The sequence below is a fragment of the Acinetobacter sp. YH12043 genome, assembly GCF_013419915.1.
Classification (GTDB): Bacteria; Pseudomonadota; Gammaproteobacteria; order Pseudomonadales; family Moraxellaceae; genus Acinetobacter.
On the sequence record NZ_VOZD01000005.1, the window covers coordinates 1 to 15,409 of the forward strand.

Consider the following 15,409-nt stretch of genomic DNA (forward strand, 5'->3'; position numbering starts at 1 on the left):
AGTGATGGGAGAGAATGTTCAAGAGTGGATTCTAAATGTTCAGATAAAGACATAAAAAAATGAGCGTATTTACATACACTCATTTTTACTACATTTTACTAAAATTTGCTTAACTGACTGGCATTACCTAAAAGGGCTTCTTTTGATTTGCGATTAGTTAGAAGCTAATGCTTTAACTTGCGCGTTCAAACGGCTCTTATGACGAGCTGCTTTATTTTTATGGATGATACCTTTGTCAGCCATACGGTCGATTACTGGAACAGCTTTTTTGTAAGCTTCAGTAGCAACAGCATAGTCGCCAGCAGCAATAGCAGCTACTGTACGTTTAAGATATGTACGAACCATAGAACGCAAGCTTGCGTTGTGTTTGCGTGCTTTAACGTTTTGACGAGCACGTTTTTTTGCTTGAGCAGAGTTTGCCACTCGTGCACTCCTTGAAATAGATTGGTCTGGGCGGGCTGAAACTCAACTGAAAACCACATCAGAAGAACTATCACCAGCCCGTAAACAAGTGCCATATTTTGAGGAAACTATGGGCTTAAGTCAAGTCTTGACATGCTTTGACAACATTTTAGTTGCAGAAAAATTCTAAAGAAAACGTTAGATTAGTATCTAAGCAGGGAGATCGTACAAAAAATGACTAAAACCATTACATATCCTATCGTGATTGGCGCTACAGGCTTGGTCGGAAAGACTTTGGTACAACAGCTGGTAAATGAACCTAGTTGTAAGCGTATTAGCGTCATCGTGCGTAAACATCAACCAGAATTTGAACAGTGGCACAAGGTCAAGCAGGTGGTCGTTGAGGATTTCTTAATGCTCAATGATCAGGATGTCAGTGGCCATACTCATGCCTTTAGCTGTCTGGGTACCACGCTAAAGAAAGCCGGCTCCAAAGAAGCTTTTTATAATACCGATTACACCATCAACGCCCATTTTGCCGAACTGGTGCAGCAAACGGATGCTCATTATCTGTTGATTAGTGCGATGGGTGCCAATTCAAAATCCAGACTGTTCTATAACCGGGTAAAGGGTGAATTAGAGGATTATATCCAGACCTTGTCTCTGGAGCGTATCAGCTTGTTCCGACCCTCTTTGTTGATTGGTGAGCGAGATCATCAGCGTTTACTGGAAGACGCGGCACAGAACCTGTTTGACAAGTTTTCGCATTTCATCCCCGATTCTTTTAAATACAAGCCAGTGACAGCAGAGCAGGTGGCTCATACTATGGTATATGCAGCGCTGAATCAGACTGTGAAATTTGAAATTTATGATAATTTAGCCATACAAAAAATGAAATGAGGGTAAAAAATCGTGTCCAGCGTACCATTTGTAACTTGTGACCTGCTTGATGACAATCCGGATAAAAACTTGCAGGTGGTCACCCCATGCCTGGATGGCAAATTCTTTAGAAGCTATGGTGCACGTAAAAGCTTTGGCGGCCAGATTGTGACCGTAAAATGTTTTGAAGATAACTCTCGAGTAAAAGAGTTATTGGCGACAGATGGTACCGGCAAGGTTCTGGTTGTAGATGGTGGTGCTTCGATGCGTTGTGCATTGATGGGTGACCTGATTGCTGAGTCTGCGGTGAAAAACCACTGGAATGGTGTGATTATTTACGGCTGTGTCCGTGATGTCGATGCGATTGCTGAGCTTGATCTTGGTGTACATGCTTTGGCTTCTATTCCTCAAAAGAGCAACCGCAAGGGAATTGGTGAAGTTGATGTGCCGCTTTATTTTGGTGGCGTGACCTTTAAATCAGGTGAATACGTTTATGCCGATAACAACGGCATTGTCCTGTCCAAAGAACAACTGGTGGACTAATTCCGGTTATTGAAAATATACAAAAACAAGCTATACCGTGGAAGTCAGGCAGTTTAGATTGCTGCTTTCACGGTTTGAAAATAATAAAGAGGACAGACGATATGTTAGGCCATCAGATTAAAGTAGCACAGGCATTGGCATCCGCATTTCTGGAAGGTGGACGTGGTACCACTGGAACACCATTTCCGAATCAGCCTGAAAAGCCTCTCAAGCTTTATGAATATGAAGGATCGCCATTCTGTCGTCGTGTCCGTGAGGTCATGACTTTACTGAATCTCGATTATGAAGTGTATCCGTGCCCACGAGGCGGTAAACGCTTTCGTCCTGAAGTGAAACAGCAGGGTGGCAAACTTCAGTTTCCATTTTTAGTAGATGAAAATACTGGAGACAAGCTATATGAATCTCAGGATATTATTCATCATCTGTTTAAGCATTATGGCAAGACAGGTAAGACTCCAGCTAAGTATTCAAATTATCCAAAAGTACCGGTTGCTGCCATTGCAGGTACGATGGTAAATGGGCTACGTGGTGGCATGGCTAAACCGTTGTCGAAGAATACCCTTGCACCTGAACAGCTTCTTGAGCTGTGGGGCTTTGAAGCCAGTCCTTATACCCGTATTGTCCGGGGCGTATTGTCTGAACTGGAAATCCCTTACATCTATCATAATGTGGCAAAAGAACGTTGGCAGGATCAAGGTCTGGCAAAACTGCGTTTAAAACCGGGGAAATATGAACCTTTACCGGGTGGTAAGCGTGAACAGGTCTTAAAAGTAATGGGAGATAATATTCAGGTTCCTTATCTCGTTGACCCAAATACCAATACAAAAATGTTTGAGTCCAAAGATATTGTGGAGTATTTGAAGCAGCAATATGGTCCTGAGAAGAAAAGCAAAAAATAAACTGCTCCTAATATTTGGAAGATAAAAAATTGCCATCTGAAAATAGATGGCATTTTTATGTTTTATAAATTTAAATTTTCCAAGAACAAGAACTCTGCTTTCAAAATTATTCATACTTAGAGCTACTCACAATAAAGTTAAAAAAACTCATGATTTTTCTTCTTTTTTTGTTTATATTTTAATTTCAATGGGGTAATAAGAATAACGATAAGGGGTGTGCTTATGACAGCACAAGACGCCGTACTACCGGTACCTGTATTAATTGTTGAAGACGAATATGTCATTCAGTGCCGTTTAAAAAATATTTTGAAGGATCTGGGATATAGTGATGAGGTATTGCTGTTCGCCAATAATGTCAGGGAAGCCGAATATCTTCTGCAACAAGAACCGTTCTGTTTAGCACTGATTGATCTTGGACTGCCAGATGGAAATGGCATTTCCATTATTGAAAAAATACATGAGCTCGGTTCACAAACCTTAATACTAGTGGTATCTGCCTGGAGCACTCAGGATAGCTTGTTAAAAGCAATTAAGGCGGGAGCAACCGGTTATGTACTCAAGGAACGCGATGATACAGAAGTGAGTCTCGCAATTCGTAGTATTTTGCGCGGCGGAGCTCCCATTGATCCTTTTATTGCGCGGGAAATTCTCAAGCAGATTTCCAGTTCAGAGCCATCTTCCTCTTTGGAGCAGATCGTACTTGATCCTGAACAGGAAAGCTTGACACAACGGGAAAAAGAAATTCTTTCATTAGTGGCACAGGGGCTTAGCAATCGTGAAATTGCTGATGAACTCTGTGTGTCACGTTATACCGTTGAAAGTCATATCAAGCATATTTACCGCAAACTCTCTGTCAGCAAGCGGACCAAAGCAGTCAGCACCGCCCGGCATTTAGGTATTCTTTAGTGCGAATGCTATCCGTTAGCAAGATGTTTAGACAAAGATTAAGGCTCATCGCTTTATTGATAATAGGGAGCTGGCTGAGCCTATTCTCTTGCATCAGTCTGGCACAGAATAATTTTCAGATTAACGAGCTTTGTCAGGTGAATATTGAACAGCAACAAAAAGTTCAAGTCCCGAGTCATCTCGAAATTCCGGATGCGGGCTGGCAACCTGTGACATTACCGGATAACTGGAAAAATAACTGGCCGAAATATAATGGGGGTGCCTGGTATAAAATTCGCTGGGGCTGGTCTTGTCAGGACAATATACGTCTCGCTGAACCCATTGTTTTTGGTATTGATTATCTGAACTCTGCTGGAGCTGTTTTCCTGAATGATGATCTGCTGTGGTCGGATCAAAACCTGCAAGAGCCTTTGTCTAAAAGCTGGAATGTACCACGTTACTGGATTTTGCCCATTGCGGGCTTGAAGCAGACAGACAATGAACTGCTGATTTATGTACGAGGCTATAGTTTCCAGGGTGCAGGGCTTGGCAGAATTGAATTTCACAACATCATGGCCAATGACCAGCATTACTCAAAAAAGATCTGGGATCGCCGTACGCTCTTTCAGATCAATATGATTCTATCCGGTACGATTGGAGTCATTAGCCTGATTATCTGGCTATTCCGACGTTCAGAAACCACTTTTGGCTGGCTGGTGTTGAGTTCATTATTGTGGATTCTGTTTATCTCCAATGTATTAACCACAGAGAATTTTCCTTTTCCCTCCAGTATATGGGCCGGTAAAGCCAATCTGATTTTCTTTATCCTCTATATGCACTGTTTTTGTCTGTATCTAATTCGGTTCTTGAAGCAGAAATTTCAGCGTTTGGAGCGGGGACTTATCGGGGTGACTGCTTTATTCAGTCTATTCATCATAGCCAGTTCTTTAGATCATTTAGAAGCAGTGCTAAGTGTTGCTTTTGTCTGCTATGTGCTGCTTTATATTAGTTGTGTCATCTATGTTAGCTACTGGGCAATTAAAACTCGAAATGGCGAATATCTGTTTCTGATGCTTTGTCTGTGGGGAATTTTGCTGTGTGTCATTATAGATCTGATCATTCTGGGTCAAACGGCGGTTAGTGAATTCTCACCTTTATCACCTTATACATCACCGATTATTATCCTGTTTGTCGTGCTAATTATGGGGACACGACTGAATCGTAATATTAAAAAAATCGAAAAATTTAATACGCAGCTGGAATCCAAAGTACGGCAAGTCAGTGCAGATCTAAATAAAAGCCTGAGTGATCAGCATAAGCTGGAACTGGATAATGTGCGTTTGCAGGAACGGATTAATCTGTCACATGAACTGCATGATGGACTAGGTGGCTCGATTGTGCGTTCCATGATTCTGGTGGATCAAAGTACCGAAAACATTTCCAATCGACAGTTTTTATCTATGCTGAAGCTGCTTAGGGATGACCTGCGTCAAATCATCGATAGCGGTTCTTCTATTGACAATAAAGTGCCTGAAACGCCAGTGATCTGGATTGCGCCAGTACGTTACCGATTTACTCAATTGCTGGAAGAAATGGATATCGCCGTAGAATGGTCATTTCCTAAAGTCTGGCAGCGTGAACCTACGGCTTTACAATGTCTGACCCTGATCCGTGTGGTAGAAGAAAGCTTGACCAATATTATCAAGCATAGTCAGGCCACAAAAGTGAGTGTGAGTATGGAATATACACAACCACATCAACTGACTTTAAAAATTCAGGACAATGGTATCGGTTTTAATCCGGAGATGGTGCAGAAAAATGGCATGAGCATTGGTATGCGCAGTATGAAAATGCGTATTGAACGCATGGGTGGAATGCTGGATATTCAGTCTGCGAAAGGCGATACTTGCGTACACGTGGTGATGGAACTCTATCAGCCTTAATCATCTCAAAATTATACATACATAAAAAAGAAGGATCATATGATCCTCTTTTTTTATAGACTTAAAATGACCGAGATATAAAAACTTACTCTTCTTCAGCCGGTGGCACTAGCATCAGTACAGAATCATTCAATAGCTCAGCAACATCCTCCAGTATATCTTCGTCAGCGAAATCTTCATCCAATAAGACACGCGCACCATCAGCAATCTGCTTCAGTTTTGAAGTAAATGCTTCAGAAATACAGATTCCCTCACCATTGGCCCAGAATAAGGTTTCACCATCTTCTTCTGTATAGAGTAAGCGTGAAGCGGGTTCAAGCATCAGGCTATAGCCCTGATCAAGTGCTTCTTCCAGATCACCTGTACCAATTTCTTCAGCTTCCGGAATATTCTCTTCATATTTTGGTTCTGACATCAGGCTCATGATGGCATCTTCAAGCACATTGGAGTTATGCAACTGCTCCATGATTTTGCCTTTCAGATATTCAAGTTCATTGCCTGTGACTTCACCCGCAGCACTGATATGATCGCGAATGATGTCAGTCAATGGATTGCGTAAGACTTCATTTTCCGAAAATTTATCGCCTACACGGTCCATCATGTCACTGACATTTGGCATACGGAAACCAAAAGAGAAAGTCAGACAGTCATCTTCTGCTACGCCGTAATGAGACAGACCGGGTGGAATATACAGCAAATCACCGGGTGCAAGAACTTCATCAAAATGCACATCCATTTCTGGCAATAATTTTAATGGCTGCCCCGGTACAAGTTCGGTCTCGGCATCACACATTTGCCCCAGTTGCCAGCGGCGATGACCATAGCCTTGAACCAGAAAAACATCATAAAAGTCGAAATGTTGACCGACTGAACCGCCTTGAGGTGCATAAGACACCATGATGTCATCACGACGCCATTGAGGGATAAAGGCAAACTTTTTCCAGAGTTCAGACAGGTCGAAAGAATAGTGATCCACAGCCTGAACCAGTAAAGTCCAAAGCTTAGGCATCTTCTGGAAGTCAGCTTTCAATAAAGGAGATGTCTTGACCGACCACTGATTTGGATCACGATCTTTCTGCTTGATCAGACGTGCAGTGACATTTTCTTCAAGTGCTAGCTCCATCACATCATCAGGCTCTAGCAGGCCTGCGATTTCAGGCATGGCATTACGTACCAGCAGCGGTTTTTTTTGCCAGTATTCGGCAAGGAATTGTTCAGCGGTAATACCGCCTAAAACGTCTAGAGGTAGGGACATAAATAAAGCCTAAAATAAAGGAGATTAAGGAACTAAAATCTTTAGCTCACGAAGAATATTACATAGCTGAATCATTGGCATACCCATCAGGGTAGTTTGATCCTGACCGATCATGGTTTCAAACAGACTAATCCCAAGGCTTTCACATTTAAAACTACCGGCACAATGCAGCGGCTGTTCGATCTCTACATAACGCTCAATTTCCGCTTGAGACAGTTTGCGGAATTTGACTTTGTAATGTTCTACCAGCGTACGTTCAAAACCGGTAGATTTCTGCTGAACGCTGAGCGCTGTACTGAAATACACAATCTTGTCCGAATTGGCCTGCAGCTGGCGAATGGCCTTTTCTATTGTTAAAGGCTTACCCATAAAGATATCTGGTGCGCCTTCACGCCAGGCTACCTGATCAGAACCAATTACAATCGCATCAGGATGTAGCTCAGCGATATGACGAGCTTTTTCAAAAGCCAGGCGTTTGGCTAATTCATCCGCATGATTTTCACCTTGGGGTGATTCATCTATGTCCGGGACGACCGATACGTAATCAAGACGTAGACGGTTCATCAGTTCTTTACGGGTCTGGCTTGAAGAAGCCAAGATGATTTTTGCGGTATTCATTAGACAGCGTATTCTTCTAAAATATGGAGAGGAACGTAAGCAAGGACAGCTTTGTGACAGGCTTGCAGCTTGATCGGTGGCGCTTGTCCAGCTTCATAAGCTTCTACCCAGCGTGTAACGCAGATACACCAGAAATCACCAGGTTGCAGTCCAGGAAATCCCAGTTCTGGTAATGGTGTAATCAGGTCATTGCCCACTTTCTGGGAAAAATTCAGAAATTCAGAGGTCATCTGTGCACAGACAGTGTGCTGTCCCAGATCGGTAGGTGCGGTATGGCAAAAGCCATTACGGAAATACCCAGTAATGGGATCAAAACAACAGCTTGCCAAAGGCTCGCCCAGAACATTAAGACGGTTAAGATTAGGATCAGGATGTATCAACATAGGTACTGAATCTGGAAGAAGCTTTTTTCTATCATAACAAAACTTTGGCATTCATAATGTTTTCTGCAAAAGATGCTAACCTTTTTCTGCATAATCATTTAAAATCGCCTCGTTTTTAATATCTATAAAGAGAGCTCTACAATGAACTTTCAGCGTATGACTGACCTTGACCTGACGGGTAAACGTGTTCTGATCCGTGAAGATTTAAATGTACCGGTTAAAAATGGTGTAATCACTAGCGATGCGCGTCTACGTGCTGCATTACCAACAATTAAAGCTGCAGTAGAAAAGGGCGCGGCTGTCATGGTGTATTCACACCTTGGTCGTCCAGTTGAAGGTGAACCGAAGGCTGAACAGTCTCTTGCGCCTGTAGCAGCTTATCTGACTGAAGCATTGGGTCAGGAAGTAAAACTTTTCACAGACTATCTGGACGGTGTTGAAGTTCAGCCGGGTCAAGTGGTTTTACTGGAAAACTGCCGCTTCAACGTAGGTGAAAAGAAGAATAATCCTGAACTTGCAGCAAAATATGCAGCACTTTGCGACGTATTTGTGATGGATGCATTTGGTACTGCACACCGTGCAGAAGCATCAACTGAAGGTGTCGCTCGTTTAGCTAAAGTAGCAGCAGCAGGTCCTTTATTGGCAGCTGAACTGGATGCATTGGGTCGTGCATTGAAAACGCCTGAAAAACCAATGGTTGCGATCGTTGCGGGTTCTAAGGTTTCTACCAAGCTTGATGTTTTGACTTCATTGTCTGATATCTGTGATCAATTGATCGTTGGTGGTGGTATCGCAAATACGTTCCTTGCAGCTGCTGGTTACAATGTAGGTAAATCACTGTGTGAAAATGACCTGATCGATACAGCGAAAGCGATTGCCGCAAAAGTTTCAGTTCCGCTTCCAACTGATGTTGTGGTTGCTGATGCATCTGAAATCAACTTTGATGACTTCCTGGGTTCATTAGCTGCAGCGAAAGCGACTGTGAAGAAAGTTGAAGATGTTGCAGACAATGACATGATCCTTGACGTGGGTCCAGAAACTGCAAAAGCATTTGCTGAAATCCTGAAAACGTCTAAAACCATCCTTTGGAATGGTCCAGTCGGCGTATTCGAAGTAGATCAGTTCGGTGAAGGTACTAAAGCACTGTCTTTAGCAATTGCTGAATCTGAAGGCTTCTCGATTGCTGGTGGTGGCGATACTTTAGCTGCAATCGACAAATACGAAGTTGCTGACAAAATTGGCTACATCTCGACTGGTGGCGGTGCATTCCTTGAATTCGTTGAAGGCAAAACACTTCCTGCAGTTGCGGTATTGTTAGAACGTGCTTAATCGCATGTCCTAATGTAAAAAGCTGGCTTGATGCCAGCTTTTTTATTTTTATCGCTTATTTATTCCAGATCTGTTCATCACTGATTCATTAAAGTGCAATAAAGCTGTCATAAGATGCAGACAATAGAGTATGGAGATGAGATCTTTTGATGAAACAGCACCTCACTTTAGCTGCATTGCTGGCAGCATCTTTTATTTTTACTGCCTGTACCCAGCAGGAAAATACACCAGCCGAGGACGTAGAAAATACAACAGCTGTAAATGAAGAGTTCATTAGTCCGGAACAGCAGGCCGCAATTGATGCAATTGATAAACCGGTTCTGGATGAAAAAAATACAGATGTTCCAGCTGAAATTGCCAATGCACCTGCAGATGCTGCGACTGTAGATCAATCTGTATCAGGCGCTTCCGAGCCTATGACACCATAACTCAGACTATGCAAGTAAAAATCCCTGCTTTTGCAGGGATTTTTTATAAAATATTGTATTTTTTGGCTGTATTGCAATAGTTGAACATGTAGAATATGGCCCATTACCTGGGAGGATATTATGGCTCTTATTTCGATGCGCCAGCTCTTGGATCACGCCGGCGAACATGCTTACGGCGTACCAGCGTTTAACGTAAACAACTTAGAACAAATGCGCGCAATCATGCTCGCAGCAGATGCAACGAATTCACCTGTAATCGTGCAGGCATCTGCAGGTGCTCGCAAATATGCAGGTGCACCATTCTTACGTCACCTTATCTTGGCTGCAGTTGAAGAATGGCCACATATTCCAGTGGTAATGCACCAGGATCATGGTACTAGCCCTGACGTATGTCAACGTTCTATCCAGTTAGGCTTTACTTCAGTCATGATGGACGGCTCACTCGGTGAAGACGGTAAAACACCAACTTCATACGAATACAATGTTGATGTGACTCGCCGTACTGTACAAATGGCACACGCATGTGGCGTTTCAGTAGAAGGTGAGATCGGCTGTCTGGGTAGCCTTGAAACAGGTATGGCAGGCGAAGAAGATGGTGTAGGCGCTGAAGGCGTACTTGACCATTCTCAACTGCTAACTTCAGTTGAAGAAGCTCGTCAATTCGTTGCAGATACCAATGTTGACGCATTAGCCATTGCAGTGGGTACTTCTCACGGTGCATACAAGTTTACTCGTCCACCTACAGGCGATATTCTTGCAATTGACCGCATTAAAGAAATTCATGAAGCACTGCCAAATACTCACCTTGTAATGCATGGTTCTAGCTCTGTGCCACAAGAATGGCTGGCTGTGATTAACCAGTATGGCGGCGACATCAAAGAAACTTATGGTGTTCCTGTTGAGCAACTGGTTGAAGCGATCAAGCACGGTGTTCGTAAAATCAACATCGATACTGACTTACGTTTAGCTTCTACTGGTGCAATGCGCCGTATGATGGCTGAAAAACCAAGCGAATTCGATCCACGTAAATTCTTCAGCGCAACTGTAGATGCAATGAAGCAAATCTGTATCGACCGTTACGAAGCATTTGGTACTGCAGGTAATGCAGACAAGATTCGTCCAATCTCTTTAGAGAAAATGGTTGAGCGTTATAAATAATTCCTTGTGAAGAATTTATAAGAAGAGCCCACAGCGAATGTGGGCTTTTTTATATATAAATAAAGATGAAGAATAAGAGCAGCATATGGAACTGATTTTTATTGCAGCATTATGTAGTGTTGCAGTCTCGATACTCTTAAAAATTGCTAAAAATAGAGGCTTGAGCCCCATCCACATGATTAGCTGGAATTATGTCACAGCTAGCGTATTGTGTTTTTTCTGGTTCAAGCCAGACATCCAGCATATTTCCATGAGTCAGACTCCATGGCTACTGATTCTGGCGCTTGGCGTTTTATTACCGAGTGTCTTCCTGTTTCTGGCCAAGTCATTACAAACAGCAGGGATCTTAAAAACTGAAATTGCCCAGCGATTATCGGTTGTACTATCACTGGCCGCTGCTTATTTCATTTTTCAGGAACAATTTAACCAGCTCAAGATGCTGGGTATTGTCTTAGGCATAAGTTCTGTACTGTGCATTCTATTCTCACACCGTCAGGCATCAGAAAGCTCCAGGCAGGGAATGTTTTTTCTGGGTCTGGTGTGGTTTGGTTATGCACTGATTGATGTCTTGTTGAAATATACCACCAGCCTTGGTCTACAATTTGCTGTGGCACTGAACTTGATGTTTATCTGCGCCATGATTCTGTCGATGATCTATCTGCTGCTGCAATATCGTCATCTGGGTTCTGGCAAGGATATTGGTTTCGGTCTGTTATTGGGTGCGTTGAACTTTGCCAATATTGCTTTTTACGTCAAAGCACACATGATGCTCAAAGATACGCCAGCGATTGTATTTGCGGGCATGAATATTCTGGTGGTGATTTTTGGTGTGATTGCAGGATTGCTCATCTTTAAAGAACGACTCAAACCTGCAAGTGTGATCGGGTTGATTCTAGGTGTGATTAGTGTTGTTTGCCTAGCATATGCAATGTCTGTTTAACATAGGAAGATGCAAATTCAAGCGGATAACGTAACAGGTCTTCTTTTTCAGCCCGTCCAAGCAATAAGCCTGCCTGTTTGCAGTCTGGACAATGCGGATAACGATGCTGGGCATTAGCATAGTGATGTAAATAGATCTTATCGCAGTGTTTGCATTCGAATTTTAAAGAGCTGGATGGTAAAACAGACATGGGTACCTCTAATTGTTATTCTAGTTGGATGTTTGGAGAATAAAGCAAAAATTAGGCCCGAATTGACAAGAAAAGGGGCACTAGACCCCTTTTATACCATAAAATGCTTACAGTTTGGTGAAAATATCTTCAGCTTGCAGACGGGATTTCGGTAATTTGGCATTGAAATCATTTTCACTGCGATAACCTAAAGTAAGCAGTACTGATGGAATCAGGCCCTGTTCAGCTAACTGTAATTCCTCACTGAGAATGTCTTCATCAAAACCACCGATCGGAGTGGCATCAATCCCTTCACTTCCTGCAGCTAATAGAATTTGTCCCAGCGCGATAAAGGTCTGGTTTTCTGCCCAGCGCTGAATATCACCTTTTTCATTACGATAATAATGTACATAACCGGTACGGGTATTCTTTTGACCTTCTTTGGCGCTCTCATCTTTAAAACGACCACTCAGATCATCACGATTTAACAGATTGTCCAGATGTAACTCGTCAATATCGGCTTTGGTACAAAATAAAATGGTATGTGAAGAGTCCAGCACTTTGGGAGCATTGTAGGCATAAGTTCCAACTAGTGCTTTGGCAATACCCTGTTTAGCGGCATCATGGTCGGCAATAAAAAAATGCCAAGGCTGAATGTTAATCGAAGATGGCGTCAGGCGTAAGATTTCTAATAAACGTTCAAATTGTTCTGCTGGAACCTTCTTGTTAGGGTCATAAGCTTTAGTGGTATAACGGGTTTGAGCGATCTTGAGTAAATCCATTGATGGACTCCAATCTTTTGATAAGGCGTTTAGAAATATGCTTTAGGCATCTAGATTTTTCTGATCAAAAGATTATTACAATAAAAACATCATCGGCAAAGTCTATATTTATATAATCTTGAGTGAAATTTTATGAAAAACTAAGAGTTAAATCAGATAAAAAGCAAGCTTTTGTATATTGGCAGTTTCTGGTAACAGGAGTTTAATAAGAACTTCAGGCAATAGCATGCAAGATAGGTGGGCCGATGCAATATACCAATTACTTTAAACGTAAATTAAAGACGCAGCAGCAAATTGGCTTGTGGGTCGGACTGGCTGACGCGTATGGAACAGAAATTGCGGCAAATGCGGGCTATGACTGGCTCTTTATTGATGGTGAGCATGCCCCAAGCGATTTAAGAACAACGCTCTCTCAATTACAGAGTATCGCTGCTTATCCATCTCAAGCTGTAGTACGCCCACCAATCGGCAGTGTACAACTGATCAAGCAGTTACTGGATATTGGCGCACAGACCTTATTGATTCCTATGGTAGAAACTGTGGAGCAGGCCGAATTAATGGTCAAAGCAGTCCGTTATCCCCCAGAAGGAATTCGTGGTGTGGGTGCTGCGCTGGCACGTGCGACACGCTGGAACAGTATCCCGAATTATTATCAGACTGCTCATGAAAATATCTGTTTGTTAATTCAGATTGAATCGGTGACAGGTCTGGAAAATCTGGATGAAATCCTCAAGATTGAGGGGATTGATGGTGTATTTATTGGGGCGGTAGATCTTTCAGCGACTATGGGTTATCAGGGGAATCCGAACCATCCTGAAGTACAAAAAGCAGTAGTAGACGCTATTCAGCGGATTCGTGCATCAGGTAAGGCTGCTGGGATTTTATCGACGCAGCATGAAGCTACCCAGAAATATCTGGCGCTTGGAACTGAGTTCGTTGCAGTAGGGGTTGATACCAGTGTTCTGATGAATTCGCTTCGTGAACTTTTGGCGAAATATAAACCTGATGCTGAAGTCATCAAGTCAGAAGGCGGTTATTGATTATAAAAATATCAGAGAGTCGTAAATTGTGGTTTCTCAATATTGATTACTTACATAGAAGATATTTTATAAAAGCTCTGATTTGTCAGAGCTTTTTTATTTACTTTAGTTATAGTAGTTTAAAAAATAAGATGGGTGGGATTGTAAAATGAAACCAGAAGAAATTGATATATTTTTTGAGCAGCAAAAACAGATCCATGAGCAAAAAAACAACAACGTTATCATTTAGGGCAACGTATCTTATTCGTTTTTAATGCTGACTTATACATTGCTTAGTGGATATCTGGCAGTTTTAAACTTTCTTGATTCAGGTGATTTGATCTCTGGCTTTAGTATCATGATGTTGATCGGTTTGTTTTATATGTTGAAATACTTCTTTACTGGACATTCAGATAGGCGAAAAAGCATCTGAAAAATACTACTCTTGACATATGTCATTACAATGTAATTTTGCTATTTGGTCAAAAAAGAGTTATAAGATAATTACTTTAAAGCGAATACTGTTTTCGCTGGTTTATTTTTAGCTGATTGTGATACACGAAAGACAGGTTTTCCTGTTAAAAAAACTCTAGCAAACCCAGAAATAAGATTTATTTTTAGTCTATAGCTCTCCTTGTTTAATCACAAAAAGCTCATATTATGAGTGAATATTTTGAAAAATTTAAATACATGGTCTATCGCGACCGCCATTAATGGTTGTGAAATTCAAGTCAAAGTTGTACCAATGCAACGTCAGCAAAATACCATCAATGGTATGATTATGGTCAATGTGGGCAAGATGATTGAACTTGAAAATGGTGAACAATATCCATTTAATCTGGATGGTAAAAGTTTCTATACTGGTTTTAACCAGTTATACCGTTTAAGTTAAATAAAATATAAAAAGCAACTGCTCGCAGTTGCTTTTTTTATGGGTAATACCAGATTTTTAGCTGAATGTTATGAATATCAATATCCGAGCTGCCCAGCTCTAAAATCTCAGCATAATCAGCTTTCCAATCTCCTAAAACAATTCTTTTTTTACCATTTACATCATGGATTGCAGCGCGGTGAGTATGTCCATGAATCAGCACATCTGTTTCTTTGAGTGCTGCTTCTACCGCAGATGGGTTTACATCCATAACCTCATAGCTTTTCAATTGCTGTGCTTCATGGCTTTTCTTGCGGAAACCGTTGGCGAGTCTGGCTCGAAAGCTAAGAGGCATTTTTCTTAAAAAACCTAACATCCAGGGATGACGGATGATTTTTCTGAAACGTTGATAGGACACATCATCGGTACAGAGTGCATCGCCATGTTCGATCCGGTATCGGGTAGAGCCTATATATAAACTGGTAACTTCAGGTAAAAGCTGTCCGGAAAATTGATCCAGAAAATCTTGGCCTAAGGCAAAGTCACGGTTACCGATGAGAAAATAGATCTGATTGCCGGCCTGGTTAAACTGTTTTAAAGCACTGACGATTTCATCCAGCCAGGGAGCAGTGTAGTCATCTCCAATCCAGGCATTGAACCAGTCGCCCAAAATATACAGTTGGGTATTTTTATGCTGATAAGCTGCCAATAAATCTAAAAACCCCCGAACGAGTCGAGGGTGATCAGGTGACAAATGTAAATCTGAGATAAACAGATAGGTCACAAATCTTTTCCTTATTTTTTAATCCCTCCCGACCTCCCTTTCTTGCGTTTCGTTTTAAAAGCAGTGCTTTAAAACTTACTCAGGGAGGAGAAAAACCATCTTTAAAAATGGTGGTTCCCTCC

The 15,409-nt window shown here is 41.9% G+C and carries 18 protein-coding genes; 11 read left to right on the forward strand and 7 right to left on the reverse strand.

Going from position 1 to position 15,409, the window contains the following annotated elements:
• Window positions 1-153: 153 nt before the first annotated feature.
• Window positions 154-423 (reverse strand): 30S ribosomal protein S20, encoded by a 270-nt coding sequence (gene rpsT / locus FTU01_RS03625; protein WP_004786139.1) that lies wholly within the window; start codon window positions 421-423, stop codon window positions 154-156.
• Between the two features lie 213 nt (window positions 424-636).
• Between rpsT and FTU01_RS03630 the strand changes: the two genes are divergently transcribed.
• From FTU01_RS03630 to FTU01_RS03650, 5 genes are all read left to right on the forward strand, one after another.
• Entirely contained in the window at window positions 637-1,302 is a 666-nt protein-coding gene (locus FTU01_RS03630; RefSeq protein WP_034702612.1) for an NAD-dependent epimerase/dehydratase family protein, read from the forward strand.
• Window positions 1,303-1,314: 12 nt separating this feature from the next.
• On the forward strand, window positions 1,315-1,824 hold the full coding sequence (gene rraA, locus FTU01_RS03635; RefSeq protein WP_125278329.1) for a ribonuclease E activity regulator RraA: 510 nt from the start codon (window positions 1,315-1,317) through the stop codon (window positions 1,822-1,824).
• Between the two features lie 101 nt (window positions 1,825-1,925).
• A complete protein-coding gene (locus tag FTU01_RS03640) occupies window positions 1,926-2,723 on the forward strand; it encodes a glutathione S-transferase N-terminal domain-containing protein (protein ID WP_180138174.1) in 798 nt (265 codons plus the stop codon).
• Window positions 2,724-2,945: 222 nt separating this feature from the next.
• Window positions 2,946-3,629, forward strand: coding sequence for a response regulator transcription factor (locus FTU01_RS03645; protein ID WP_034702603.1), 684 nt, complete (start codon window positions 2,946-2,948; stop codon window positions 3,627-3,629).
• A 23-nt stretch (window positions 3,630-3,652) separates the two neighbouring features.
• Complete coding sequence (locus FTU01_RS03650) at window positions 3,653-5,551, forward strand: ATP-binding protein (RefSeq protein ID WP_373686362.1); 1,899 nt, start codon at window positions 3,653-3,655, stop codon at window positions 5,549-5,551.
• An 85-nt stretch (window positions 5,552-5,636) separates the two neighbouring features.
• On the opposite strand, the gene FTU01_RS03655 is transcribed toward FTU01_RS03650, so the two are convergent.
• The 3 genes from FTU01_RS03655 to FTU01_RS03665 are packed head-to-tail and all read right to left on the reverse strand — an operon-like array spanning window position 5,637 to window position 7,807.
• Window positions 5,637-6,806: a cupin domain-containing protein gene (locus FTU01_RS03655; RefSeq protein WP_034170326.1), complete on the reverse strand. Its 1,170-nt coding sequence runs from the start codon at window positions 6,804-6,806 to the stop codon at window positions 5,637-5,639.
• A 24-nt stretch (window positions 6,807-6,830) separates the two neighbouring features.
• Window positions 6,831-7,424, reverse strand: coding sequence for a nucleoside triphosphate pyrophosphatase (locus FTU01_RS03660; RefSeq protein WP_034702599.1), 594 nt, complete (start codon window positions 7,422-7,424; stop codon window positions 6,831-6,833).
• Complete coding sequence (locus tag FTU01_RS03665; protein WP_180138176.1) at window positions 7,424-7,807, reverse strand: DUF2237 family protein; 384 nt, start codon at window positions 7,805-7,807, stop codon at window positions 7,424-7,426. The genes FTU01_RS03660 and FTU01_RS03665 overlap by 1 nt, the downstream gene beginning before the upstream one ends.
• Before the next feature lie 141 nt (window positions 7,808-7,948).
• On the opposite strand from FTU01_RS03665, the gene FTU01_RS03670 reads away from it, so the two are divergent.
• The 4 genes from FTU01_RS03670 to FTU01_RS03685 all read left to right on the forward strand — a co-directional run bounded on the left by FTU01_RS03670 (window position 7,949) and on the right by FTU01_RS03685 (window position 11,662).
• Window positions 7,949-9,136 (forward strand): phosphoglycerate kinase, encoded by a 1,188-nt coding sequence (locus tag FTU01_RS03670; protein ID WP_034702596.1) that lies wholly within the window; start codon window positions 7,949-7,951, stop codon window positions 9,134-9,136.
• 149 nt (window positions 9,137-9,285) lie between these two features.
• The gene (locus tag FTU01_RS03675) at window positions 9,286-9,564 is read left to right on the forward strand and encodes a hypothetical protein (RefSeq protein ID WP_180003184.1); all 279 of its coding nucleotides are present in this window, start codon (window positions 9,286-9,288) and stop codon (window positions 9,562-9,564) included.
• Between the two features lie 120 nt (window positions 9,565-9,684).
• Entirely contained in the window at window positions 9,685-10,722 is a 1,038-nt protein-coding gene (gene fba, locus FTU01_RS03680; protein WP_104426189.1) for a class II fructose-bisphosphate aldolase, read from the forward strand.
• Window positions 10,723-10,807: 85 nt separating this feature from the next.
• Window positions 10,808-11,662, forward strand: coding sequence for a DMT family transporter (locus tag FTU01_RS03685; RefSeq protein WP_034702593.1), 855 nt, complete (start codon window positions 10,808-10,810; stop codon window positions 11,660-11,662).
• On the opposite strand, the gene FTU01_RS03690 is transcribed toward FTU01_RS03685, so the two are convergent.
• Window positions 11,625-11,852 carry a hypothetical protein gene (locus tag FTU01_RS03690; RefSeq protein ID WP_004786112.1) on the reverse strand — a complete coding sequence of 76 codons (228 nt, stop codon included), beginning with the start codon at window positions 11,850-11,852 and terminating at the stop codon, window positions 11,625-11,627. The two genes, FTU01_RS03685 and FTU01_RS03690, sit on opposite strands and share 38 nt — an antisense overlap.
• 107 nt (window positions 11,853-11,959) lie before the next feature.
• A complete protein-coding gene (gene nfsB / locus FTU01_RS03695) occupies window positions 11,960-12,613 on the reverse strand; it encodes an oxygen-insensitive NAD(P)H nitroreductase (RefSeq protein ID WP_180138178.1) in 654 nt (217 codons plus the stop codon).
• Between the two features lie 245 nt (window positions 12,614-12,858).
• Between nfsB and hpaI the strand changes: the two genes are divergently transcribed.
• Both hpaI and FTU01_RS03705 read left to right on the forward strand, forming a co-directional pair.
• Window positions 12,859-13,653, forward strand: coding sequence for a 4-hydroxy-2-oxoheptanedioate aldolase (gene hpaI / locus FTU01_RS03700; protein ID WP_180138180.1), 795 nt, complete (start codon window positions 12,859-12,861; stop codon window positions 13,651-13,653).
• A 652-nt stretch (window positions 13,654-14,305) separates the two neighbouring features.
• A complete protein-coding gene (locus tag FTU01_RS03705; RefSeq protein WP_004786100.1) occupies window positions 14,306-14,524 on the forward strand; it encodes a hypothetical protein in 219 nt (72 codons plus the stop codon).
• Between the two features lie 37 nt (window positions 14,525-14,561).
• On the opposite strand, the gene FTU01_RS03710 is transcribed toward FTU01_RS03705, so the two are convergent.
• Window positions 14,562-15,287, reverse strand: a complete 726-nt coding sequence (locus FTU01_RS03710; protein ID WP_180138182.1) for a UDP-2,3-diacylglucosamine diphosphatase — start codon at window positions 15,285-15,287, stop codon at window positions 14,562-14,564.
• Window positions 15,288-15,409 lie beyond the last annotated feature (122 nt).